The sequence below is a fragment of the Thiothrix unzii genome, from assembly GCF_017901175.1.
Lineage (GTDB): Bacteria > Pseudomonadota > Gammaproteobacteria > Thiotrichales > Thiotrichaceae > Thiothrix > Thiothrix unzii.
The window spans coordinates 2,159,116-2,182,480 of sequence record NZ_CP072793.1; the positions used below are offsets into that span (position 1 = coordinate 2,159,116).

The 23,365-nt window shown below is 49.8% G+C and carries 23 protein-coding genes, 2 tRNA genes and 1 pseudogene; 3 read left to right on the forward strand and 23 right to left on the reverse strand.

What is annotated here, in order from left to right; translation table 11 throughout:
- Nucleotides 1-63 precede the first annotated feature (63 nt).
- From J9260_RS18905 to J9260_RS10730, 11 genes and pseudogenes are all read right to left on the reverse strand, one after another.
- Nucleotides 64-201, reverse strand: coding sequence for a transposase (locus tag J9260_RS18905; RefSeq protein ID WP_425520092.1), 138 nt, complete (start codon nt 199-201; stop codon nt 64-66).
- A gap of 272 nt (nt 202-473) precedes the next feature.
- Nucleotides 474-788, reverse strand: a pseudogene (locus J9260_RS18910) (transposase); the annotation flags it as partial.
- A 269-nt stretch (nt 789-1,057) separates the two neighbouring features.
- On the reverse strand, nt 1,058-1,336 hold the full coding sequence (locus J9260_RS10690; protein ID WP_210217765.1) for a hypothetical protein: 279 nt from the start codon (nt 1,334-1,336) through the stop codon (nt 1,058-1,060).
- A gap of 161 nt (nt 1,337-1,497) precedes the next feature.
- Entirely contained in the window at nt 1,498-2,034 is a 537-nt protein-coding gene (locus tag J9260_RS10695) for a hypothetical protein (protein WP_210217766.1), read from the reverse strand.
- 212 nt (nt 2,035-2,246) lie between these two features.
- Nucleotides 2,247-3,272, reverse strand: coding sequence for a hypothetical protein (locus J9260_RS10700; RefSeq protein WP_210217767.1), 1,026 nt, complete (start codon nt 3,270-3,272; stop codon nt 2,247-2,249).
- A 212-nt stretch (nt 3,273-3,484) separates the two neighbouring features.
- The gene (locus J9260_RS10705) at nt 3,485-5,008 is read right to left on the reverse strand and encodes a transposase (RefSeq protein WP_210217768.1); all 1,524 of its coding nucleotides are present in this window, start codon (nt 5,006-5,008) and stop codon (nt 3,485-3,487) included.
- Between the two features lie 167 nt (nt 5,009-5,175).
- A complete protein-coding gene (locus J9260_RS10710) occupies nt 5,176-5,556 on the reverse strand; it encodes a hypothetical protein (RefSeq protein ID WP_210217769.1) in 381 nt (126 codons plus the stop codon).
- A gap of 14 nt (nt 5,557-5,570) precedes the next feature.
- The gene (locus J9260_RS10715; protein WP_210217770.1) at nt 5,571-6,062 is read right to left on the reverse strand and encodes a hypothetical protein; all 492 of its coding nucleotides are present in this window, start codon (nt 6,060-6,062) and stop codon (nt 5,571-5,573) included.
- Nucleotides 6,063-6,115: 53 nt separating this feature from the next.
- Nucleotides 6,116-6,598 carry a hypothetical protein gene (locus J9260_RS10720; protein ID WP_210217771.1) on the reverse strand — a complete coding sequence of 161 codons (483 nt, stop codon included), beginning with the start codon at nt 6,596-6,598 and terminating at the stop codon, nt 6,116-6,118.
- Nucleotides 6,599-7,123: 525 nt separating this feature from the next.
- Complete coding sequence (locus J9260_RS10725; protein ID WP_210217460.1) at nt 7,124-8,242, reverse strand: IS91 family transposase; 1,119 nt, start codon at nt 8,240-8,242, stop codon at nt 7,124-7,126.
- Complete coding sequence (locus J9260_RS10730) at nt 8,230-9,099, reverse strand: tyrosine-type recombinase/integrase (protein WP_210217459.1); 870 nt, start codon at nt 9,097-9,099, stop codon at nt 8,230-8,232. The genes J9260_RS10725 and J9260_RS10730 overlap by 13 nt, the downstream gene beginning before the upstream one ends.
- A 359-nt stretch (nt 9,100-9,458) precedes the next feature.
- Here J9260_RS10730 and J9260_RS18685 point away from each other — a divergent pair, with 359 nt between their 5' ends.
- On the forward strand, nt 9,459-10,760 hold the full coding sequence (locus tag J9260_RS18685; RefSeq protein ID WP_425520093.1) for an integron integrase: 1,302 nt from the start codon (nt 9,459-9,461) through the stop codon (nt 10,758-10,760).
- Nucleotides 10,761-10,998: 238 nt separating this feature from the next.
- Nucleotides 10,999-11,949 carry an AEC family transporter gene (locus J9260_RS10740; protein WP_210217773.1) on the forward strand — a complete coding sequence of 317 codons (951 nt, stop codon included), beginning with the start codon at nt 10,999-11,001 and terminating at the stop codon, nt 11,947-11,949.
- A gap of 5 nt (nt 11,950-11,954) precedes the next feature.
- Here the strand turns inward: J9260_RS10740 and J9260_RS10745 are convergent, their stop codons facing one another.
- On the reverse strand, nt 11,955-13,244 hold the full coding sequence (locus J9260_RS10745) for an efflux RND transporter periplasmic adaptor subunit (RefSeq protein ID WP_246499394.1): 1,290 nt from the start codon (nt 13,242-13,244) through the stop codon (nt 11,955-11,957).
- A gap of 116 nt (nt 13,245-13,360) precedes the next feature.
- The gene (locus J9260_RS10750; protein ID WP_210217774.1) at nt 13,361-14,053 is read right to left on the reverse strand and encodes an iron-containing redox enzyme family protein; all 693 of its coding nucleotides are present in this window, start codon (nt 14,051-14,053) and stop codon (nt 13,361-13,363) included.
- Between the two features lie 157 nt (nt 14,054-14,210).
- Here J9260_RS10750 and J9260_RS10755 point away from each other — a divergent pair, with 157 nt between their 5' ends.
- A complete protein-coding gene (locus J9260_RS10755; RefSeq protein ID WP_246499395.1) occupies nt 14,211-15,422 on the forward strand; it encodes a YihY/virulence factor BrkB family protein in 1,212 nt (403 codons plus the stop codon).
- A gap of 5 nt (nt 15,423-15,427) precedes the next feature.
- Here J9260_RS10755 and J9260_RS10760 read toward each other — a convergent pair whose 3' ends face one another.
- The 10 genes from J9260_RS10760 to recA all read right to left on the reverse strand — a co-directional run bounded on the left by J9260_RS10760 (nt 15,428) and on the right by recA (nt 23,291).
- Nucleotides 15,428-15,628, reverse strand: coding sequence for a hypothetical protein (locus J9260_RS10760; protein WP_210217776.1), 201 nt, complete (start codon nt 15,626-15,628; stop codon nt 15,428-15,430).
- Nucleotides 15,613-16,323 (reverse strand): nucleotidyl transferase AbiEii/AbiGii toxin family protein, encoded by a 711-nt coding sequence (locus J9260_RS10765; protein WP_210217777.1) that lies wholly within the window; start codon nt 16,321-16,323, stop codon nt 15,613-15,615. Before J9260_RS10765 ends, J9260_RS10760 begins: the two co-directional genes overlap by 16 nt.
- A complete protein-coding gene (abiEi, locus tag J9260_RS10770; protein WP_210217778.1) occupies nt 16,310-16,861 on the reverse strand; it encodes a type IV toxin-antitoxin system AbiEi family antitoxin in 552 nt (183 codons plus the stop codon). The genes J9260_RS10765 and abiEi overlap by 14 nt, the downstream gene beginning before the upstream one ends.
- Nucleotides 16,862-17,107: 246 nt before the next feature.
- Nucleotides 17,108-17,184: transfer RNA gene (locus J9260_RS10775), tRNA-Arg, on the reverse strand.
- Nucleotides 17,185-17,267: 83 nt separating this feature from the next.
- Nucleotides 17,268-17,358, reverse strand: a tRNA-Ser gene (locus J9260_RS10780).
- 67 nt (nt 17,359-17,425) lie between these two features.
- On the reverse strand, nt 17,426-17,626 hold the full coding sequence (csrA, locus tag J9260_RS10785) for a carbon storage regulator CsrA (protein WP_210217779.1): 201 nt from the start codon (nt 17,624-17,626) through the stop codon (nt 17,426-17,428).
- A 278-nt stretch (nt 17,627-17,904) separates the two neighbouring features.
- A complete protein-coding gene (locus tag J9260_RS10790; RefSeq protein WP_210217780.1) occupies nt 17,905-19,134 on the reverse strand; it encodes an aspartate kinase in 1,230 nt (409 codons plus the stop codon).
- Nucleotides 19,135-19,176: 42 nt separating this feature from the next.
- On the reverse strand, nt 19,177-21,789 hold the full coding sequence (alaS, locus tag J9260_RS10795) for an alanine--tRNA ligase (RefSeq protein ID WP_210217781.1): 2,613 nt from the start codon (nt 21,787-21,789) through the stop codon (nt 19,177-19,179).
- Entirely contained in the window at nt 21,786-22,226 is a 441-nt protein-coding gene (locus tag J9260_RS10800; RefSeq protein WP_210217782.1) for a regulatory protein RecX, read from the reverse strand. The genes alaS and J9260_RS10800 overlap by 4 nt, the downstream gene beginning before the upstream one ends.
- Before the next feature lie 9 nt (nt 22,227-22,235).
- The gene (recA, locus tag J9260_RS10805) at nt 22,236-23,291 is read right to left on the reverse strand and encodes a recombinase RecA (RefSeq protein WP_246499397.1); all 1,056 of its coding nucleotides are present in this window, start codon (nt 23,289-23,291) and stop codon (nt 22,236-22,238) included.
- Nucleotides 23,292-23,365: the final 74 nt, after the last annotated feature.

Genomic DNA, 23,365 nt, shown 5'->3' on the forward strand with positions numbered 1-23,365 from the left:
AGATACGAATGTAAAGGATCATCCCATTATTTGGGTGTTCAAATTTGGCACGCTTTAACCCCTTCATGCGGCATACCCATGATGTGCCAGCTTTTCGAGGTTGGGCATCAGGCAAAACAGTTTCCATTGCCCGTCCACTTTGGCTTTACTGCGCAAGGTGAAGCGGTGCAGGCGTTTGTTGCCGCGCAAGTTCCCAAACACGGGTCGACGGTGGCGAAACGTTGGGCGATGATGCGTTTGCCGAGATCTGAATCAATTTTTAGCTTCATCTTTTCAGCGGCTTTTTCCATGCGTTCCGCTTGGCGCAGGAAGTCAGCGCGTGTGCCGGACTTTTCTTTGCTGGCATTGGACGGCAACTTCACCCCGTCGATGGCAAATAGCTCTTTGCCGATTAAGCCTTGGCGGTCACAAATCAGCAGCACTTGGGCAAACAGTTTGGCGATCAACTCCCCGGCATTGGCGATGAAGGCCGCCAGCGTGGTGAAATGCGACTGGCTGTCACCGGAAACCGCAATGAACAGCATATTCTCACGGCACACCGCTTCGATTTTACGGCTGCTGATAATGCCACGGCTGTAGGCCAACAGGATGATTTTGAGTAAAGCCGCCGGGTGAAAGGCTGCCGCTCCCTGCACATCATTCTTATAACGTTGGTGGAAGCCTTCAAGGTCGAGTTCGTTATCCACCAAATGGCGTAGCGCGTATTCAAACGTACCGGGCAGGATTTGCCGGTCAAAGTCCAGTGCCAACAGTTTTAAGCCTTGATGCATCGGTTTGTAGCGTGCCATGCCTGCCTACTCATTAGGGTGCTTGCGATGCCTGATTATCCCACAAAATGGCGGTTTGGAGGGTTATTCTACACCCTCAACCGTCTCGTGTGACGGGCGCGGCGGGGAGTTTATCGGCGGTCAACCCGTCAACCCGTGGACAGTCTCGTGTGACGGGCGCGGCGGGGAGTCGAACGAGTCGGAGTAGCGGGCTGTCACCGCGTCCGTCGTCGAATGTCTCGTTGGCGTATTAATTAGGGTTGCAAAGCACTAATAAAGTGGGCTGTCTTTTAATTTGCTGGTCGTGTTATTATTGATCGTATCACTTGATAAAGTAGATATAGCATGACAGGCAAAGAGTAAGTCAACATAAAACCTTTAATTATAATAATATCCATCATTAAAAATACAATATATAAGCTAACTAATATAATCCAAGTTAGGTGAGGGATAGCTTTATATCTTAAGTGGATGAGTAAAGCTAAAGCAGAAAGTATGGCAAGAAAAAGAGCTAAATAAGATTCAAAGTAATTGGCAACAATGCGAGTAGCTCCATAATCATTACCCATGATAATTTCCCCTTCAGGGGGAGAGAAAGAGAAGTAAATGAAACTGTGGTAGCTAAAAATCACAATATTGATTAAAAACAAAACCAATATCGTTAAGATTTTTTTGTTCATAGTTTTTTATGATTGCCGAATTAATTAATATTAAGCTGCTGAACTTTAATTTACAATTTCTCTCTATAAATTACATTGAAAGCACCAGGGAGTTGAAATGCTTTAATCTTTAATTCTGCTTTGCAAAGCAGAGATGCATCATCCATTTTTTCTTCTAAACATTTGATGGTATCCTTATAAGCAGGTCGCTCATATCTAACAGCACTAGCATTGTCCAAATAACCTAGTGCTTTGCCTTCAGCCTGTCCTTCGCAAATTTTAGGGGCATACTTGCTAAGTTGACTAATATGTATTTGTTCATGTTGAACATAGCAACTATGTATCCCACATTCATCAGATATACCTGAACTGATAATCTCTTTAAATCCACCTTTTCCATCACAGGCTGTACCACCCTCTGATTTAATATCGTCTGGTGTAATTATTTGATTTGAAACAAAAAAGCCATCATTATTCATGCTGCCATCAGCTAATAAGTTTTTTTCAAACTTATTGATAAGTTGCTTATCTGGTTTTGTATCAAGAGCAGAGCTTCTTGACACGTTGCGAGTTGTATCGAAAAAATTATTACTAATGCGATCTACCATGACTGTTATCTTTCATAAAGTTGTCCTTCCGCCAGTGTGGTTAAGATAAGGAATAAAATGTATCGAATTACCGATAATCGGCATATTTTTAGTGATTATCGGTTTTTATCTTAAATGTCGCCAACGCCTGGGCTCACCGGCAGCCAAAAGCGGAGTGGCTTGAAGCGTAGCGGAAAGCCGAGCAGCTTTTGGATGTCCGGTGTAGCCCTTTGTTAGCCAATTTGTATTTGCCTCACACCATTCCATAGCATGTTTTCAATAATCTCTTCAGAACGTGAAATGGTTTTTTCTCTTCTCTCACCATAAGAAATAGAGCTGCGGCTTGTTGTTTTAAACTCGCTAAGATATTCGAGGTTGAAACGCTCCATATGTGTTTTTGATTCTGTTGCATCTTTCTTTTCTTCGTCGCGCCATACGATCGTAATCCAAAATTCTAATTCGTTTTCCTGACCTAGATTTAGCTCACCAATCTTTTTATTGAACGATTGTTTTTTCTTGTCCAGCGTCAATGATATCGAAGGCCCAGCAGAGGTACCTAAATCTTGATAATTAGTCCATTCAAGTGAAACGCCAAGTAAATCTTTAACAACATCGACAAGGTGTTCAACAGTGAGTTCTGGAGAAAAAGGAATTTCAAGTATCGCAGGAGTTCGATTGTTGGAGATCCGCATAACCAGGCTAGAATTCTTAACTTCTGATGTATATTGAGATACGTATTGTGGAAAGTAACGTTGATTTGCAAATGCTTGAGTTACGCGTTCTTTCGCAACAGGAATTCTATAGTCAAACCGATCAGAGATTAAATTTTCGTGGCGAATGCAAAGCTTATCCCAATGCTCTGGGCCTAGAAATTCTATTTGCTTTTCATTTAATCCTAGTTTATTAGCTGCATCTATAATCGACGTGAACGCACTGCCAGTATAATTAGCGTTTGTGGCAAACGCGAAAGCTTCCCATGAGAGCTTTGCTTTCTCTGCAAAAGCAGAGTTTAGAGATTTTATACTTTCAGTTGAACTTAGAGACCCGAATGCGCCTTGTTCATTACTCTTACACTGAAAAGCTCTTTGCGCATTTCTATGAAGTATGTCCACCCCCTTATCGGGTGGCCGAAGCCGAATCAAGGAAGAATCGTTAAGTTCGGCATCCAACAAAGCATAGCAAAGTGATTCCCAAGCATCGCCGAAGCTTGTGTCTGGTGGATTAATTCGAAGAAACTGTGCTGAAAAATCAAATTTCACGATGCTTCCGTGTTGTGTTGGCTAACGAGGGTGTAGAAAAACCTAAATCTGATCATCCCATCCAGATCGGTCAGTCATTTTTTTGAACACCCCACACGGCTGACAGGTTTTTTCACTGTTGCCAACCTCCGGCTTCCTCATAACGCCCTGAATGCCGCCTGATACGGGCAATACGGTGTGTGTTTTCGTGTTTGGCTGCATCATTTCTCCCTTCATGCGGCATACCCGTGATGTGCCAGCTTTTCGAGGTTGTGCATCAGGCAAAACAGTTTCCATTGCCCGTCCACTTTGGCTTTGCTGCGCAAGGTGAAGCGGTGCAGGCGTTTGTTACCGCGCAAGTTCCCAAACACGGGTTCGACGGTGGCGAAGCGTTGGGCGATGATGCGTTTGCCGAGGTCTGAATCAATTTTTGGCTTCATCTGGTCGCTGTGGCTGGGGCTGTCATCACGCTTGCCTTGCAGGAAGGTGACTTGCCGTGCGCGGGTTGTGTCGGGTGTGCGTAGGCATTCGTGACGGCGGGTGCAGGGTTCGCAGTCACGCAACGCGCCTTGGAAACGTACCGAGGCATAGCCGTTGAGGGTGCAATTCTTGCCGGTACGGTAGAGGCGTTTGCCCGCCGGACACAGGCAGTGACTGAGGTCTTCCGCTAACTGGAAATCACCGGGCTTAAAGGTGGTGACTTTGGGCGTTTTGTGGCGTTTGTTGGTTAACGGGTCGGGCTTTTGTTGGTGGATAGCTTGGTCGGCATAGCGTTCATCGCGTTGACGGTAGTCTTGGTCAGGGATGTAGGCATCAATCCCGGCTTCCGCTAGGGCTTTGAGGTTGGCTTCACTGTGGTAGCCGTTGTCGGCGGCGATCACCGTTTCGGGCTTACGCATTGAAGCGGTGGCATTGACCACGGGCATCAGTAGTTCTTGTTCCGACCCTGTGCCGTGGGCTTGGGCTTCGACAATGATTTGGTGCTGGCTGTCGACTGCCGCCACGCCGGTATAGCCTTGTACCACGCCTTTGCTGGTGGCCATTTTGGCGGATTCGTTGTCGGTACGGTTGGACAAACGGATACCGTTTTTAACCCCTTTGCGGTCTTCGGGGTTGTCCGCCAACCAATCACGTAACTGCTTGGCTTCGCGTTGTAGGCGTTCCAGTTGTTTGGCTTCGCGTTTGGCTGCTGCCTCATCCGTTTGGCTGGCATCAGTTTGTTGGTGTTTGCCGATCATCTTTTCAGCGGCTTTTTCCATGCGTTCGGCTTGACGCAGGAAGTCAGCACGTGTGCCGGACTTTTCTTTGCTGGCATTGGACGGCAACTTCACCCCGTCGATGGCAAATAGCTCTTTGCCGATTAACCCTTGGCGGTCACATATCAGCAGCACTTGGGCAAACAGTTTGGCAATCAGATCCCCGGCATTGGCAATGAAGGCCGCCAGTGTGGTGAAATGCGGCTGGCTGTCACCGGAAACCGCAATGAACAGCATATTCTCGCGGCACACCGCTTCGATTTTACGGCTGCTGATAATGCCACGGCTGTAGGCCAACAGGATGATTTTGAGTAAAGCCGCCGGGTGAAAGGCTGCCGCTCCCTGCACATCATTCTTATAACGTTGGTGGAAACCTTCAAGATCGAGTTCGTTATCCACCAAATGGCGTAGCGCGTATTCAAACGTACCGGGCAGGATTTGTCGGTCAAAGTCCAGTGCCAACAGTTTTAAGCCTTGATGCATCGGTTTGTAGCGTGCCATGCCTGCCTACTCGTTCGGGTACTTGCGATGCCTGATTATCCCACAAAATAGCGGTTTGGAGGGTTTTTCTACACCCTCAACGTCCGAATTGACGGGCGCGGCGGGGAGTAGATTGGGCGAAGTCATGGGCTGTCACCGCGTCCGTCGTCGAATAACTCGTTATGCTCTTATCGCTGATAGCCAAAAATATAAATATATTCATCTATTTCTGTAATAGGGATAGAACCTAAAGATTTAAGTGCTAAAATAAATTCTTCATAAATTGATTTATTTTTTGTGGTAACACCAGTTATTGGATTCCTAATATTGTGGAATATAGGAAATCTGACGGCATAAATGTCTTTGTATTCTGCTGGGCCTCCAGCGATGCCAGGATCATCTATATAAGTTGTTTTTAGCATCTTTGGTTCTGGTGAACGGGCACTCTGAAACTTCTCTCTTTCTGTATAAGCCACTTCAAAAGTGGGGTAGAAATGGGAGGTCAGTAAAAGCACTTCTCTCCATTTAGTATTATTCATTAAGCTGGCAGAATATTTATTATTTGTCATATGCAGATTATTATTTAAGATTTGATTATTTTTTGAAGGTTGATGACCAAGGTTTTATCTTTGAATGGTATTGCATATAGAATGCCTTCACTAATATCTTTATCGCAATTGACCTGTATTGTGCATTTGTATATTTCTTCGGATGAGAAATTATCAGATATAATTCGTATCATCTCTATTATATACCAAGCAATTTGAAAAGCACGATTTTTATTATTTTCTATTGCTTTGCTTAATGATTCATCAACTATTAAAGATTCAAATTCTTCTTGTAAGAATCGAACCCAATGACGAATTTTTTCGACTTCGCCAAATGTTACGGTACAGTCTGGCTTGTATAGGTTAGTGATTGATGTATTTATGTCTTTGTTCGATATGTTGCAGATGTAAGCAAAATATCTGAATTCTCTAAAATATCCATTAACAATCGAAAGTGCATCTAAATAGCCATCAAGCCGACCAAGCCAGAATTCTATATTTATTTCATTTACGTCTAGATGAGACATATTATTTTATGTGCATAACGTCTGAATTGATGGGCGCGGCGGAGAGTGATTGGTCAGAGTTGCGGGCTGTCACTGCGTCCGTCGTCGAATATCTCGTTAGCTATTTTTGCTTTTTTGCCTTCAAATTTTACGATATATCCATAATCTAATTTTGCTGGATAGTAAAAACCAGTTACTAGATCATCATTAAATGTTAAAACCATGATGGCATAACCAACCGTTTTCTTTGATATTTCTATGCCAAAGTAAAATTTATTCCGTTCGACTTTAAATGCTGTTCCTGTCCAAGTAGATCTTAATTTCCCATCATTTTTATTGAATGAAACTCCAGAGATTTCTGTGCCGAATATTGTTTGTTTTATTGAGAAGCTTACATTGGATTCATCTTGATCAATATCATTACGTAAAGCTATCTCTTTATCTTTTTCTTTGTTTTCAACAATTGGTGTAGCAATGCCTTTGTAACCGCCTTTTATATATGCCTCTCCCAAATAAAACCTCAATAGAAATTTATTTGAAATAATGATCCAAAACATGACTCCAGATACCAATAACTGAGAAATTTTAATGGCCGTATCAAAGTTGTTTAACTGGGTGGCAGGGGTTATGCCAATGAGAAGATGATAAATTAATAGGGATATGACGAATGCAATGGCAATGAAAAATCTTAGTACATTTAAATTTATCATAAGAAATAAGTTTTCAAGGTGATTTTAAGTGTAAGGGAGCTAACGTTAAAGCATTTTATGCCGTGTGCGGCAGCACTGGGCATAAATGTCTTGTTGGACGGAACCGCGTGCTACGGAGTCCCACTCTTTATCTATAAGGGGATTGCTTTTCCAGCCTTTCGCTACATTAGCCCATGCTGCCCGATTATTTAACACCGACTGCTGCTTTTCCATTGCCTTGTCACCGCCTGCTACCCTGATTGTGGTCAAACATAGCACAGGGTCAGGGGCGTTTCGAGCCTTTTGTCCAGCAGACGCAACAGCCGTGGGGGGCAGTCCGGGGCTGCCTGTTTTTCCCTTGCCCAAAGCTAAACCTACCTGCCTATTGTGCCGTCAACCATACTCCAACCGTTGCGGCGGCAGCGGGTAACGCACCCGCATCATCCCGGTTTTGCAACAAGGGCAAGGGATGCCATCAAAGCGAGCAATGGCTTCCATTGGCTTGTCTGCCACCATTGGCAGCGTGGGTGCGTAACGGGCAATGGCCTCGCGCACTTGCGGCAAGCGGGTTTTGCGGCAGGCATTCGCCAACCAGCCGTAATGGCGGATGCGCAGGAACCCCGCAGGCAATACGTGTTGCAGGAAGCGGCGCAGGAACTCATCACCCGCCAAGGTCATCACTTTCTGCTGCCCATCGCGGTAATCGTGGTAGCGGAAGCTGACCGTTTCATCGGTGATACCCAACAGGCGCGACTCACTGATGGCAATCTTGCGGGTGTAGCGTGCCAGATATTTCACCACCGTTTCGGCCTTGTGCAGGCAGGGTTTGGCATACACCACCCAGTCTTTACGCATCAGTTGCCCCAGCAATTGTTTAACCTCACCGGGGTGGGTGACACGCGGCAATTGCCCATCCTCGGCAGCCTCCCGCAAGCGGCTGACCAGCTTGCCCCGGAACAGGCGCGACAGCACTCGGATCGGGAACAGGTAGGTGCTTTTTGCCGGATGCCACTGTTGCGCAGCATCCAATGCCCCGCCGGGGATCAGGCAATGCAGGTGGACATGCTGGCTGAGGTTCTGCCCCCAGGTGTGCAGTACCGCAGTCATCCCCAATTGCCCGTTGAGGCGTTTGGGGTCATGCCCCAAGGTGTTGAGTGTGTCCCACACGCTGCGGAACAGGGCATGGTAAACCACCGCTGGATGTAGCCTGACCCAACCGTTCAACTCATGTGGCAGGGTGAACACCAGATGGAAGTACGGTGCAGGCACAACATTCGCCAGTTCACGCTGTTGCCACTGCTCGCTGGCCTGCTGCTGGCAACGCGGGCAATGGCGGTTGCGGCAGGCATGGTACAGCGGGACTTCCTCGCCGCATTCCCCACAGCGCAGTTGGAAACCACCCAAGGCAGCGGTGCGGCACGCCAGCAGTTGTTGGCACACCTTGTTCACTGGCGGTGGCAGCGGCGGCAAGTGTGACTGAAACCGCTGCACCACCTCGGCTAGGCGTAACATACGGCGGCGGCATCCAGCCCCGCCAGCAGATCAATGGCTTGCCCGCCTTGTTGGGTTTCCGGCAACCAATGCGCATAGCGCATCGTGCTGCTGACATGCTCATGCCCCAACACCTGCTGCAACTGGTGGATCGGCATTCCCGCCTGCAACGAATGCGTGGCAAACGCATGGCGCAGGCTATGGATGCCGCCTGCCTTGCGGATACCCACTTGCCGCTTGGCGCGCAGGTAGATTTTCTGGGGTGTCGTCATCGACTGTTGGTAGCCGTAGTATTTCCCCGGAAACAGCCATTGTTTGGGGTGGCAACGCTGCCAGTAAGCCCGCCATTGTGCCAGCAAGGTGTCGGGTACGGGCACGTAACGGTCTTTTTGCCCCTTGCCCTGCACCACATGCAAGATGCGGCGGCTGCCGTCAATGTCCTGCACCCGGATATTCACCAACTCACTGACCCGCAGCCCGCAGGCATAACAGCTCAGCAACAGCAGCCGGTGGGTCGGGTTGTCGGGGGCTGCCACCAGTTGGCTGACCTCCGCCCGCGACAGCAAATCAGGCAAACGTTGCTGGCGTTTGGGCAAGGCAAAGCGGTAAGCCATAAAATCCGCATCTTCCAGCACCGTCACAAACAGGAAGCGTATCCCGTTGAAATACAGGTGACAGGTGGAGGATGAAACGTGGCGTTCTTTTAACAGCCACAGCAACCATTGCTGCACCTCATCCGCCGAAATCTTGTCTGGTGAGCGGTGGTAATAGTGGCTTAGGTCAAGGACGGCTTGGACATAACTGTCGTGGGTTCTGGGGGAATAGCCACGCATCTGCATGGCATCCAGCATCCGCTGGCGCAACGGGCTGACTTTCATGATGGGTTCTCCTGTAAATGTCCATCTATCGGACACTTAAAGTGTGGCTCATCAGAGGAAAATCGTTGGGAATCAGTGGGCTACCGCGTTAGCGGTTTAGTTCAACAGTTTATTAGGCGGCGTTCTGGAATATCAGGATAGGAAGCCTGCGCTCAATCGGTGAGCACACGCCGCCTATCTGGTTCGTCGAGAATTCCGCATAGTCTGGCATTATCATAAGTCGTGTCCCCTAAATTCAGCTAATGTTAATGGATAAGAAGCATACACGAAGTCCCGTAGAACCAGCAACCTCGTATTCTCATGAGTTCTGGGAAAACTACACACTTTTTCTTGTTAAACAAGGTGTTACTCAGAAGTATGTGACGTGGTATGTATTGCGTACTAAGCAGTACATTGCCTACTTTCCTGACGATCACATCCGTACCCATACACCCCAGCAAGTAGAAGAATTTCTCAACAAAGTAGGGCGTGAAGTCAACTTGAAAGCGTGGCAATTTGGGCAAGTCGTCGATGCTATACGGATTCTGTTTTGTCTGGCATTGAAGAAAAGTTGGGCAAACGACTTCGATTGGGAATACTGGTCAGCGTCGGCGAAAAAGTTAGATGCCAATCATGCCACTGTTGCCCGTGATTACACCGATGCCCTCGAAGGTCTGGAAATGCTCGAAGGTGAAGAGCGTTGTTCCAATGAGCTTTACCAACGTTACCAACCTGCATTAGCGGAAGTGGTCAAAACGGTGCGTCTCAAAAATTATGCGATGCGCACCGAGCAAACCTATCGTAGTTGGATTGCCCGCTTTTTCTATTTCCACAAACCCAATGACGCGCATGATTTAGGGGGTAAAGAAGTTAAACAATACCTCGAATACCTTGTGCTTAAACGCAATGTGTCAGTTTCTACTCAAAAACAGGCATTAAATGCGATAGCGTTCTTGTTTAATCAAGTGTGGAAACGACCGCTGGATGATTTGGGTGACTTTATCGGTTCAAAACGTCCGCGTAAATTGCCAGTGGTGTTGTCCCGCGACGAAGTACGCCGCGTCTTCCAGCACCTCAAAGGGACGCACCACTTAATGACCGGTTTGCTCTACGGTGGCGGGCTACGTCTCATGGAATGCGTGACTTTACGGATTCTGGATGTGGATTTCGATTACAACCAATTGCTGATCCGCAATGCCAAAGGTTTTAAAGATCGGATTGTGCCATTGCCCGAACGTTTCAAAGAAGCTCTCAAACAACAAATCGCTTTTGTTGAGCGTCAACACCAAATGGATTTGAAAAATGGGTTTGGTGAGGTGTATCTGCCCGATGCCTTGGGGAGAAAATACCAAAATGCGGCGAAAGAACTACGCTGGCAATATGTGTTTCCTTCCAGTGGTGTCGCTGCTGATCCACGTTCGGGCGTGGTGCGCCGCCATCATGTGCATGAAACCAGTTTGCAAAAAATCATCCGTCGGGCAGTGAAACAGGCGGGAATTACCAAACACGCTACCAGTCACACTTTTCGTCACTCGTTTGCCACCCATTTGCTGGAGTCTGGTTACGACATCCGTACCGTTCAGGAGTTACTGGGACATTCGGATGTATCGACGACGATGATTTATACCCATGTGTTGAATACGCCCGGTATCAGTGTACGTAGTCCCGCCGATATGATCTAAATCCTAAATACGCTACCGCCCTAGCCTGTACCGACTAAGATCGCGACAAACCGTCATACATCACCGACAAACGGTTACAATTTATACTGAATTAGCGGTAATTACAAAAGATTTATCGGGGCTGAACGAACATCTGTACTGCGGATATTTGCCGTTACCGCAACCCGGCGAAGCGGCGCGTTGTGACGTTGGTTTTCTGGGTGTGGTATGTTGCTTGTTTGAGTTTGGCAGGTGCGAAATGCTCGAATTTTGGAACATTATCCTGTTTTCTTTATCGGTCACGGGACCGATTTTTATTTTGCTGGCCTTGGGGCTGTGGTTGCGCCAGCGCAGCGCGATCAGTGATGGCTTTATTGAGGTGGGTTCGCGCTTGGTGTTTACCTGGGCGTTGCCTGCGTTGTTGTTTGTGAATATCGCGAAAACGCACATCGACACCACCACGAATTTTCATTTGATGGCTTACGGTTTGGTGGCGATGCTGCTGCTGTTTGTGTTGACGGAGATCATGGTGCATTTCACGGTGCAGCCGCCAGCGGATCGTGGCGTGGTGGTGCAGGGGATTTTCCGTTCTAACATGGCGATTATTGGGCTGGCGTATTGCGTGAATGCGTATGGTGAAACCGCGTTGGCTGCCGCGTCGTTATACGTGGGAATATTGAGCATTTTGTTCAATATTCTGGGGGTGATTACCTTGAGCCGCTCGTTACACAAGCAGCAAGGCATTGGCGGCATACTATGGAATATTGTCACCAACCCGTTGATTATTGGAATTGTGTTGGCGTTACCCTTCGCCGCGTGGGATGTGCGACCACCCGCGTTGCTGATGAAAGCCGGGGAAACCTTGGCGGATATGACCTTGCCGTTGGCGTTGTTGTGTACCGGGGCTTCGCTGGATTTTCACACCCTGAAACAGGAAATGAATAAAACGCTGCTCGCGACATTCAGCAAGTTGGTATTGATCCCGTTGCTGTTTACCGCTGGCGGTTGGTGGTGGGGTTTTCGCGGGATGGATTTGGGGATTTTACTGCTGATGTCATCCGCACCGACGGCGGCAGCGAGTTATGTGATGACCCGCGCAATGGGCGGTAATGCGACACTGGCGGCAAACACTGTCGTACTCACCACCCTAGGCTCGCTGTTTACAACCAGCCTAGGGGTAATGATTCTCCAAACCTACAACCTAATGTAGCCGTGTTACTTCGCAGGCGGAACAGCCGCTGGTGGCGCAGCCGGTGCAGCGGGTGGCACTGGCGCAACCGGCGCGGCAACAGGTGCTGCTGGCGCGGGTGGTGCAACCGGAGCCGGAACAACAGCCGTTGTTGCCGCAGCCGGAGCTGGTGCAGCCGCCGCTGATGGCATCCAACCGGAAGTCACGCCCGCTGGTGGTTTGTCAATAATGCGTTCCCCAGCCGTCAAGCCAGACACGACTTGCATCTTGCCATTGCCTTGATCAGCACCCAGACGTACCAAGCGCAATTCCGAGGTATTATCGGCTTTCACCACCAATACGCTCGGCAAGCTGCTGCCTTTCATCAACGCGGTGCTGGGAATGGTCAATACTTGCTTATCGCCTTTATTGCTTTCAGGCAGGTAGATTTCGGCATACATACCCGGCGCGGTGGTAATTTCCAGCGGCAGGTCGAATTTAACCGTGACAGTGTGGCGGCTGGCATCGGCAATCGGGTAAATTTCCGCAACACGCACGGAAGTTTGCACACTGCCATCAATCTTGGCAGGCACTACCATGTCTTGGCTGAGATTGCCTACCAAACCGGACGGCACATCCGCTTGCAGACGCTTGTATTTGACGTAACCGAATTTTACCAGCGGTTGACCAGGTTGCACGGTATCGCCCACTTCCACCATTTTTTCGAGGATCATCCCCTCAAACGGCGCGTAAGCACTGGCATCACGCAACGCGGTATCAATTTCCTGCAATTGCGCATTGGCTTGCTGAAGCTGACTTTGGCTTTGTGAAACGGAGGAAATCGCGTTATTTAAATCCGCTTGGCGAATCGTGTCAGAGTTGTAACCACCCATCACGGAATCGGCAAACGGGCGCACTGCCATTTTGTCGAACATCGCAGGCAACCCAAACCCCGGCATTGCGCCAATGTCTTTGCTGCGTGGCGAGGTTAATTCACGTTGATATTGACTTTGCGCATTTTGCACGGCGGCTTGCGCCATCGCAATTTGCGCCACGACCGCACTGCGTTTAGCTTGCAACTGAGTGTCGTCGACCTGAAAAATCACGCCGCCTTGTTGCAGGTTAGTACCGACACCACCCGCGACATATTTAACCACACCCGGCACTTGCGCCGACAACGTGACTTCCTTGTAGGGAACCACGGTACTGCCTAACACCGAACGCGACGATGAACCCGTGGTTTCCACCGGAACGATTTCAGCAGCATTCAACACGGCTATAGGACAGGCAGCCAGCACCATTGCCAGCATACCTGATAACTGTTTGCTTATACCCATCTGGTATTTTTCCTCAAAGCGATTATGTATTTTTAACGGCGGCAACACCCGCAACTTTGCGGGGAAGTTACCATTATCAGCCTGTTAACACCAGTATAAAGTATAACGCAAACCGCTTATGTCGCCGAACCAAAAACCTCGCGCTGTAAACCGCTCAATTGCACCAGTCGCGCATTTAAATTTAGCTCAATGCCACGCCACAACGAAGCCTGCCCTGCGACATCCTGCAAATACGGCATAATCGCGTCTTCGACGATTTTTGAATGGTGTACATCCAGCTCGATATGCCCAATAAACAATTCCAAAGCGTCATCGGTCAACCCCGGTACTGTGCGCAAACCTTGCAACAGCATCCGGTAATACGGCGGAATCGGCCACTCCCCGGCGATCCCTGCCACACCTACTGCCGCCAGCCAATCGGTTCCCTGGGTCACGCGCATCATGGTATCAATGTAACCTTGCTGCTCTGGAATAATCGGCGGGTTAGCGATTTCTTCCTCAGTAATATCCAGCGCACGCATGAATTTACGGTAAACCGCCATGTGAGAGCGTGACGAATCGCCATTGCCGTATTCATCGTACAAAATTTCCGCCAACACCGCTTGAATGCCCTCGTCGGGTGTTACCCCCAGCGCATTCGCCTGATACAAGCGGGTGCGTAAAATATGCGGGTAATACAGCAACGCGAACCGCCGCGCCTGCTCCCGCGACACCGCTTGGGTTGACACCAGATGCAGGAACGGATGGCGTAAAAAAGGATGCTCGGCAACACGACGTTTCAAATCTTCCAGAAAAACAGGTGCGTTCACGCGGTAATACCTCCTAAAATGGTTTAATCGCGCCGAATGTAGCAATAATTGACGCGAAACCCGAATTCTCCATAAGTTTCTATTGATATACCACTGAAAAATGCGTGCAAAAACCTTTCAATTCCTTCGCACACTGCCTATTGCACTGTTCCATGACATGCATCAAGGCAACATCACTTTGCGGGCAATGGGTTTGGTGTACACCACGCTACTCTCGCTCGTACCGCTGTTAGCGTTGAGCTTTTCGATGCTCAAAGGCTTTGGCGTTCACAACCAAATGGAACCCTTGCTGCTCAAACTGCTGGAACCGATGGGCGCGAAAGCCCTCGAACTCACTCAACAGATTTTGGGCTTTGTCGATAATATGCAGGTCGGGGTGCTGGGTTTCGCGGGCTTGGCGATTTTGCTCTACACCGTGATTTCCCTGATGGGCAAGGTGGAGGAAGCGTTTAACTTCGTGTGGCGGGTTAAACGTCCGCGTTCCTTTCTGGCGCAATTTCGCGATTACCTCAGCGTAGTTTTGGTGGGGCCGCTGCTGCTGTTTTCCGCACTGGGTTTGTGGGGCGCGTTCAGCCAATGGGAAATCGTACACACCGTAGTGACGCTGAAACCGTTATCGCTGGTGTTACAAACCAGCCCGACGGTGCTAATCGTGCTGGCATTCACCCTGCTCTACCTGTTTATGCCGAATACTCACGTCAAACCTTGGGCGGCATTGGGCGGCGCGACCTTTGCGGGCATTGCTTGGCAAATCGCGGGGTGGTTATTTGCATCATTCGTGGTCAGTTCTGGGCAGCAAACCGCGATTTATTCGATTTTCGCCAGCCTATTTTTATTTATGCTGTGGCTGTATGTGGGCTGGTTGATTGTCTTGACCGGCGCACGTTTGGCTTATTACTTTCAATACCCCGATGCCGTACACCTGCCGCAACAGCCGACCGAAACCAGTATGCAAACCCGCGAGTTACTCACCATCGCCATTTTGCGCGAAATCGGTACACGCTTTCTCAATAAAGACACACCCGCCACGCTTGACGACTTACGCCAACTAATCCCCGTGTCGCGTTTCCTGCTAGAAAACACCCTAGACGAACTGAACATTTACGGCATTATCAGCCGCGACGACGACGAACCCACCCATTATTTGTTAAGGGTTTCCCCCGACAAGCTCAGTGTGGCTGAAATTCGCCAGCGGTTGTGGCAAGGCACGCCGAAACAGCAGCAGCAAGCAACCCAAATACGCCAACAAGCGGGAATTTCAAGCGAGTGGTTGAACACCTTGGTCAACACGCCCGATGCCACCATGCAGCAGCTTATTCAGGCTGCGCCAGCGGAAACGGCGCGTGATGATCAGGGTATTATCCGTTGACATAGTTACATCCTGAAAACGTTAGTCGCTCCATCTTGACGGAGAAAACGCATGACACGCTGGCATTCTTCTTCTAGGGTATTACGCAGATAATCCCAAAATGCCGGATTTTCGACAGTGCGGGTAACGACATCAGGGGGAAGAAACCGGCGCATTTCATGCAGAAAATCGACTCGTACACCATCGTCAGTCAGTAATTGCTGCATACGCTGATCCATTTGGGTGATGAACTGCTCGACAGCTGTTTATGATCCGCAATTTTCTTCGCGACCAACGCCAGTGGCGTATCCACGGCTTGTTGTCGTAGCCAAGCAATATCCCACAGGTCACGGTTTTTGATGCGGTTTGGACGCAATGCAAACGCCACTAATTTATCAGCAAGGATTTCCGCCCGACTTTCGACTTGCAGAATCAGCCCTGAGGTTCCCATATCGACCGCATAATGGTTACGTAATACCGTTGGACGCGGCTCATAACTGGGAATGGCACAAATGTCGATATTAATGCGTTGCGTCGGCAAGTGCTTTTGTTCTGGATGCGTTATCACCCGTAATTTCCACGTATCCACATTGCCCGTTTCACGTTGCGGTTCGCTTACCTCAACACCCAAACCGTACTTCACTTGTAAACGCTCAACTAAGACTTGCCCCAAGGTTTGCAAGTGTTCACGCTGAAAATCCGCACCTCCCGTAAAATCCAAATCTTCACTCAAACGGTTAGAACCGTAACAAGCCCGTAAACAAGTACCGCCGATGAACGTTAAGCGGCTAAGTAAACCCGCATCCGCCATTTCACGTAAGATGTCGTGGTGTAACAATTCCTTTTCCACGACTACCCGTAACGGTGATAATGCTTGCTGGTTTGCAAGTGCTTGTGTCACCAATTGGTCAAACAAATTCATGGGCAACCTCCCAATCAATTAAATCGGTATTACGACGGGTATATTTCATGTCCTGTAATGCCAACGACACATTGGCTCGCCACAAATGGCAGCGCGTATCCCACGTTAATAACGGTGCTACAGCAGCCGCTGCACGCCGCGTGTGGATAAATTCGATATGCCCCCATGTGCCGCAGTCCACAATCCGATTACGCCCGGAAGACATTAAGGTGATCCAATTCAGCGGCAGTTGTGAAATGATTCCCGCATCACTTAATGCCGATTCCAAACTGATGTAATTAAACTCACTGGCTCGCAAACGAGCCGCAGAATGGTAAAGCAATAAACCGTGATTGGTATAAACATCGGGGTATACATAAATCCCCCGACATACGCGCTGCAATACACCGCTGTGTACGGCACGACTCAGTAATACTGCTAAAGTTGCTGGGTTATGCTGTGGAAAAAGGCTACTTAAATCACTTTGGGTGAACAGATAATGCTCTGAGTCAGCCAATGTTCTAAGTGCCATGCCTAACTGTTGTAATGGTTGCATCATGATCTACACTTTCTTACAGATTATGTAATAAAATGTAGACCTAAATACATCCAATAACAAGTTTAGTGCCATGTAAGCAAAAGGAGTCAGGGTTTCCGCCTGAATACGTGCAGATACAAACATTAATACAAGCAATTTGGTGGGCTGGGGTGGTACAAGCTGATACTCCCTGAAACGCAAAAACCCTTACAGATTGTGGCCTGTAAGGGTTTTTGGTACATCATGGTACACCATGAAATAGTAATATGGCGCATCCGGAAGGATTCGAACCTCCGACCACCTGGTTCGTAGCCAGGTACTCTATCCAACTGAGCTACGGATGCGTAGCAATTGAGGGGCGCATTATGCGCATTCAATTAAATTCAGTCAATAAAAATTTTCATCTTTTTGACTATCAATGAGTAAATGGCGGAGAGGGCGGGATTCGAACCCGCGATGGGCTTATGGCCCATACTCCCTTAGCAGGGGAGCGCCTTCGGCCTCTCGGCCACCTCTCCAATTGGGTACTCAATGAAGGCGGTAAGGATACATTCCAAAGTGCTGGAGGTAAAGCCCTAATTCGCCTTAATTTGTATTTTCTTCAATGAGCACCGGCTCTGTATGTTCGTGTCGGATGCGCTCGTAAATTTCTTCACGATGGACGGCTACATCCTTTGGTGCATTGATCCCTAAGCGCACCTGATTACCTTTTACACCAAGGACGGTAACGCTTACCTCGTCTCCAATCATGAGGGTTTCCCCTACCCTCCGCGTCAGAATCAACATACTGCAAACTCTCCATATCGCTGTATAGACATCACCCAGCCTTGCTAAGGCTAATCTAGGCCCCACACGTTACCAACGTGCCGTGTTCAACAATCACACATAGGCACTGAACTTAAGCTGAACTACCCACCCTCGAATGTTGCTTTTTTACCATAAGAGGGAAAAAAGCAACACATTGCCCTGACACTGTACCTAAAAATACTTTTATGGTCAAAAATAAACCCGCTGTTGCAGCTTTTTTACAACAGCGGGTCGATTAAAACCGAGATAAACGGTATTTATGCGGCCTGTGATAAACCAAATGCATCGTGCAACACGCGCACTGCGAGTTCCAGATACTTCTCGTCAACCACAACGGCTACCTTGATTTCAGAAGTCGAAATCATGCGGATATTGATGCCTTCATCAGCCAATGTCTTAAACATTTTGCTGGCAACGCCTGCGTGTGAACGCATTCCCGCACCAACAATGGCAACTTTAGCGATGTGTTCGTCGCCAGTGCATTGTTTAGCACCCATCGTTTCTGCGGTCTTACACAGAATCTGGCGGGCTTTAGCGTAATCGTTCTTATGAACCGTGAAAGTGAAGTCAGTAGAGCCGTCAGAACCGATATTCTGCACAATCATGTCAACTTCAACGTTGGCTTCGGAAATCGGCCCCAGAATCTGGTAAGCCACGCCCGGACGGTCTGGCACACCTAATACCGTCAATTGAGCTTCATCACGATTAAACGCAATCCCACGAACTGAGACTTCTTCCATTACTTCTTCCTCACGAGTGACCAGCGTGCTTTTGCCCTGACCAAATTCGTCAAAGCTGGACAGCACACGGATAGGCATATCATATTTGTAGGCAAATTCAACCGAACGAATTTGCAGCACCTTGGAGCCTTGGCTGGCCATTTCCAGCATTTCTTCCAAGGTCAGGCGCGGAATGTGACGCGCTTTGGGTTCGACACGCGGGTCGGTGGTGTAAACGCCATCCACGTCGGTGTAAATCTGGCATTCGTCGGCTTTCAGCGCAACGGCAAGTGCCACACCCGTGGTATCCGAACCGCCGCGCCCTAAGGTGGTAATGCTGCCATCTTCGGTCACACCTTGGAAACCTGCTACTACCACCACTTTGCCTTCCGCCAGATCCTTGCGGATTGGGTCGGCATCAATGTCGCGGATACGCGCTTTGGTGTGCGCATCATCGGTCAAAATGCGGACTTGCGCCCCGGTATAAGAACGCGCAGGCTGGCCTTTCTTTTCCAACGCCATTGCCAACAAGCCAATCGTGACTTGTTCGCCAGTGGATAGAATCGCGTCTTTTTCGCGCTCCGAACCTTGTGGGTTAATGGCGTTGATAAGAGCGACCAGCTTATTGGTTTCGCCCGACATCGCGGAAACCACCACGATGACATCATTGCCCTGTTGTTTCCAGCGGATTACCCGGTCAGCCACAGCCTCAATACGCTCAGGTGTGCCAACCGATGTACCGCCGTATTTCTGTACGATCAGTGCCATTGTTTACTGTTTACCTTCAAAACACTTCTAAATTAAACCCGATTAAACGCGCTCGGCAACCCAGCCCTGTACGCTGGCTAACGCGGCTGGCAATGCTGCCACATCCGTGCCGCCGCCTTGTGCCATATCCGGGCGACCGCCGCCTTTGCCGCCCAACTGCGCCGCCACAAAGCCCAGCAAATCACCGGCTTTGACTTTGGCGGTTTCATCTTTGGTGACACCTGCCACCAAACTGACTTTGCCGTCTGCTACCGTGGCGAGAATCACCACCGCTTTGCCCAGTTTGTTTTTCAACTGGTCAACGGTGTCGCGCAAGGATTTGGGATCAGCCCCTTCCAAATGCGCCGCAAGGACGCGCATTCCGCCCACTTCCACCGCTTGATCGGCAAGGTTAGAACCGGCTTGGGAAGCCATTTTGCCTTTAAGCTGCTCCAGTTCCTTTTCGAGAGCGCGGCTTTTTTGCAGCATCGCATCGAGCTTGTCGGTCACTTCCACTGGATTGGATTTGAGCAAACGCGCCACATTATCCAAACGGCTAGTGACTTCCGCAAGCCACGCCAGCGCATTCGCACCGGTCACAGCTTCGATACGGCGCACACCGGCGGCAACCCCGCCTTCGCTGACGATTTTAAACAAGCCGATATCGCCAGTACGGTTAACGTGACAACCGCCACACAATTCCGTGGAGAAACCGATTTTCAAAACACGCACTTCGTCGCCGTACTTTTCGCCGAACAATGCCATTGCACCGGCTTGCTTGGCAGCCTCCATGTTCATGACTTGCGCAGAAGTCGCAGCATTGGCACGGATTTCACGGTTGACGATGGCTTCCACCTCCGCAATTTGCTCGGCGGAAACCGGGTCGGGTTGCGAGAAGTCAAAGCGCAAACGGTCGGGTGTCACCAATGAGCCTTTTTGCTCAACGTGCGTACCCAATACTTGGCGCAATGCTGCGTGCATCAAATGCGTGGCGGAATGGTTGAGAATGATGGCTTGGCGGCGTTCGGCATCCACTTCGGCGGCAACTGTTGCACCGACGGACAAGATGCCGGATTCCAGTACACCGATATGGATAAAGGTTGCGCCCTGCTTGCGGGTATCGGTAACGCGGAATACCGCATCGCCCGTGTGCAACACACCCATATCGCCTACCTGACCACCGGATTCGGCATAGAATGGCGTGTGATCCAGCACGATACGTCCTTCATCACCGGCTTGCAGGCTCGTTACCGCGTCGCTACCACGGAACAGCGCGGTAATGGTGGACGTTTCCGCCAATTGCTCATAGCCGTGGAATGCCGTTGCGCCACTCACATCCAACTTATCGCCGTAATCCGCGCCGAATTTACCGGCAGCACGGGCGCGTTCGCGTTGCGCATTCATTGCCGCTTCAAACCCAGCTTCGTCCAGCTTGAAGTTGCGTTCGCGGGCAATATCGCCCGTCAAGTCCACTGGGAAACCGTAAGTGTCATACAACTTGAACACGGTCTCGCCGTCAATGGTATCGCCGGACATGCCCGCAATCGCCTCTTCCAGAATCTTCATGCCCTGTTCGAGGGTTTCGGCAAAGCGGCGTTCTTCTTTTTCCAACGCCTGTTCGACCAAGGGCTGGGCAGCGGCAAGCTCAGGGTAAGCTGTGCCCATTTCATCCACCAAGGGCTGTACCAGCTTGTGGAAAAACGGTGCTTCCATGCCCAGTTTGTAACCGTGACGGATAGCACGGCGAATAATCCGGCGCAACACATAACCACGCCCTTCGTTCGACGGCAATACACCATCCACAATCAGGAAGGAGCAAGAACGGATGTGGTCAGCAATGACCTTCAATGACGGGCTATTCGGATCGGCATTTTTCGCCAGTTCCGTGCCTTTTTTGAGCAGCGTTTGGAACAAGTCGATTTCGTAGTTGCTGTGAACGCCCTGCATCACCGCCGCCAGACGCTCCATGCCCATACCCGTATCAACGGAAGGTTTCGGCAGCGGACGCATTTCGCCATCCTTGGTGCGCTCGTATTGCATGAACACCAAGTTCCAAATCTCGATGTAACGGTCGCCATCTTCTTCAGGCGTTCCCGGTGGCCCACCCCAAATATGTTCACCGTGATCGTAGAAAATTTCGGTGCAAGGTCCGCACGGCCCGGTATCACCCATCTGCCAGAAATTGTCGGAAGCGTAACGTGCTCCCTTATTATCGCCGATGCGGGTAATGCGATCAGTTGGCACACCGATTTGCTGCGCCCAAATGTTATAGGCTTCGTCGTCTTCCGCGTAAACCGTCACCCACAGCTTGCCTTTGGGCAATTTCAGCACTTCGGTGAGGAATTCCCACGCATACTGAATTGCATCGTGTTTGAAATAATCGCCAAAACTGAAGTTGCCGAGCATTTCAAAAAAGGTGTGGTGACGTGCAGTGTAACCAACATTTTCCAAGTCGTTATGCTTGCCTCCCGCACGCACGCAACGCTGCGAAGTCGTCGCACGGTTATAGGCGCGTATATCGTCGCCCAAAAATACGTCCTTGAATTGCACCATGCCTGCGTTGGTGAACAGCAAGGTCGGGTCGTTACCCGGTATCAACGAGCTGGACGGGAGGATTTCATGGCCTTTGCTGGCGAAAAAATCGAGAAAATGTTGTCTGAGTTCAGCAGTATTCATTGGAAAGCAGCTTTAATCGCATCGGTATAAAAACCGCGCCCGGCAAGAAATCGAGATTGCCGGGCGCGTTCCTTGTAATCAGCCGGGATTTCCCCGCCAAATTTCTTGATCCGTTGTTCACAGGCCAGATCGTGCCAGTCGACATCGGCTTCTGCCAATGCCTGAGCCGCCGTGGTGTCATCCACGCCATGCTCACGTAATTCATAGTTAATCCGCTGCGGGCCACGCCCCCGCGAGATTGACGAACGGACAAAAGCAGCCGCGTAACGGGCATCATCCAGATAACCCAGCGACTGCAATTTATCCAAGAGCGCGTTCAGGCTGATAGTATCGCACTCGCAACGCTGACGCACTTTTTGCGCGAGTTCTTGGCGGGAATGCTCACGCTGCGCCAACAAGCGCACCGCTACCGTTTCGCATTCCCGCCCATTAGCCATTGTTAACTATTACACCACGTCGTCAAGACCGGCATCGCTGTCGGCTTCTTCGGTAACAGTGGCAGCAAAACCGGGCGCATTCATGCAAGCTTCGCGGATAGCTTTTTCAATTTCAGCCGCCGCAGCCGGATGCTCTTTCAGGTAATTGCGGGCATTATCCTTGCCTTGACCGATTTTTTCACCTTTATAGCTGTACCATGCGCCAGCTTTGCCGACCAGCCCTTGCTTGACACCGAGGTCAACCAATTCACCTTCGCGGGAAATACCTTCGCCATACAGAATTTCAAATTCGGCTTGTTTAAACGGTGGCGCAACCTTGTTCTTAACCACTTTGACGCGAGTTTCAGAGCCAGTGATTTCTTCACCCTTCTTAATCGCACCAATGCGGCGAATGTCGAGACGCACGGAAGCGTAGAATTTCAGCGCGTTACCGCCCGTGGTAGTTTCCGGGTTGCCGAACATCACGCCGATTTTCATCCGAATCTGATTGATAAAAATCACCAAGGTGTTGGAACGCTTGATATTACCGGTGAGTTTGCGCAGGGCTTGTGACATTAACCGTGCTTGCAAGCCGACGTGGGAATCGCCCATATCGCCTTCGATTTCCGCTTTGGGGGTCAATGCTGCTACCGAGTCTACCACCACGATGTCAACCGCGTTGGAGCGCACCAGCATATCGGCAATTTCCAAGGCTTGTTCGCCGTTGTCTGGCTGGGAAACCAGCAAATCGTCAACGTTAACGCCGAGTTTTTGCGCGTAAATCGGATCGAGTGCGTGTTCCGCATCGACGAAAGCCGCCGTGCCGCCCATTTTTTGGCATTCGGCAATCACTTGCAGCGTCAGGGTGGTTTTACCGGAAGATTCCGGGCCGTAAATTTCGACGACACGTCCCTTAGGCAAACCGCCGATGCCGAGGGCAATGTCCAACCCCAACGAGCCAGTGGAAATCACTTCGATGTCGCGGGCAGCACTGGAGTCGCCCATGCGCATCACCGCGCCTTTACCAAACTGACGTTCAATCTGGCCTAGGGCGGCGGCGAGGGCTTTCTTTTTGTTCTCGTCCATGCGGACACTCCTTAATAAAGGTAAATTCTGTGTGGGTGGTATGAAAGCGGGGATTATTTCATAACGGGTAGCAG

Bases quoted from the DNA above. Each gene is read 5' to 3' on its own strand.
- J9260_RS10690 (WP_210217765.1), bottom strand. From the start codon at position 1,336: ATGGGTAATGATTATGGAGCTACTCGCATTGTTGCCAATTACTTTGAA.
- J9260_RS10695 (WP_210217766.1), bottom strand. From the start codon at position 2,034: ATGGTAGATCGCATTAGTAATAATTTTTTCGATACAACTCGCAACGTG.
- J9260_RS10705 (WP_210217768.1), bottom strand. From the start codon at position 5,008: ATGGCACGCTACAAACCGATGCATCAAGGCTTAAAACTGTTGGCACTG.
- J9260_RS10710 (WP_210217769.1), bottom strand. From the start codon at position 5,556: ATGACAAATAATAAATATTCTGCCAGCTTAATGAATAATACTAAATGG.
- J9260_RS10715 (WP_210217770.1), bottom strand. From the start codon at position 6,062: ATGTCTCATCTAGACGTAAATGAAATAAATATAGAATTCTGGCTTGGT.
- J9260_RS10720 (WP_210217771.1), bottom strand. From the start codon at position 6,598: ATGTTTTGGATCATTATTTCAAATAAATTTCTATTGAGGTTTTATTTG.
- J9260_RS10725 (WP_210217460.1), bottom strand. From the start codon at position 8,242: ATGTTACGCCTAGCCGAGGTGGTGCAGCGGTTTCAGTCACACTTGCCG.
- J9260_RS10730 (WP_210217459.1), bottom strand. From the start codon at position 9,099: ATGAAAGTCAGCCCGTTGCGCCAGCGGATGCTGGATGCCATGCAGATG.
- J9260_RS10740 (WP_210217773.1), top strand. From the start codon at position 10,999: ATGCTCGAATTTTGGAACATTATCCTGTTTTCTTTATCGGTCACGGGA.
- J9260_RS10745 (WP_246499394.1), bottom strand. From the start codon at position 13,244: ATGGGTATAAGCAAACAGTTATCAGGTATGCTGGCAATGGTGCTGGCT.
- J9260_RS10755 (WP_246499395.1), top strand. From the start codon at position 14,211: ATGCATCAAGGCAACATCACTTTGCGGGCAATGGGTTTGGTGTACACC.
- J9260_RS10760 (WP_210217776.1), bottom strand. From the start codon at position 15,628: ATGCAGCAATTACTGACTGACGATGGTGTACGAGTCGATTTTCTGCAT.
- J9260_RS10765 (WP_210217777.1), bottom strand. From the start codon at position 16,323: ATGAATTTGTTTGACCAATTGGTGACACAAGCACTTGCAAACCAGCAA.
- abiEi (WP_210217778.1), bottom strand. From the start codon at position 16,861: ATGATGCAACCATTACAACAGTTAGGCATGGCACTTAGAACATTGGCT.
- csrA (WP_210217779.1), bottom strand. From the start codon at position 17,626: ATGTTGATTCTGACGCGGAGGGTAGGGGAAACCCTCATGATTGGAGAC.
- J9260_RS10790 (WP_210217780.1), bottom strand. From the start codon at position 19,134: ATGGCACTGATCGTACAGAAATACGGCGGTACATCGGTTGGCACACCT.
- alaS (WP_210217781.1), bottom strand. From the start codon at position 21,789: ATGAATACTGCTGAACTCAGACAACATTTTCTCGATTTTTTCGCCAGC.
- J9260_RS10800 (WP_210217782.1), bottom strand. From the start codon at position 22,226: ATGGCTAATGGGCGGGAATGCGAAACGGTAGCGGTGCGCTTGTTGGCG.
- recA (WP_246499397.1), bottom strand. From the start codon at position 23,291: ATGGACGAGAACAAAAAGAAAGCCCTCGCCGCCGCCCTAGGCCAGATT.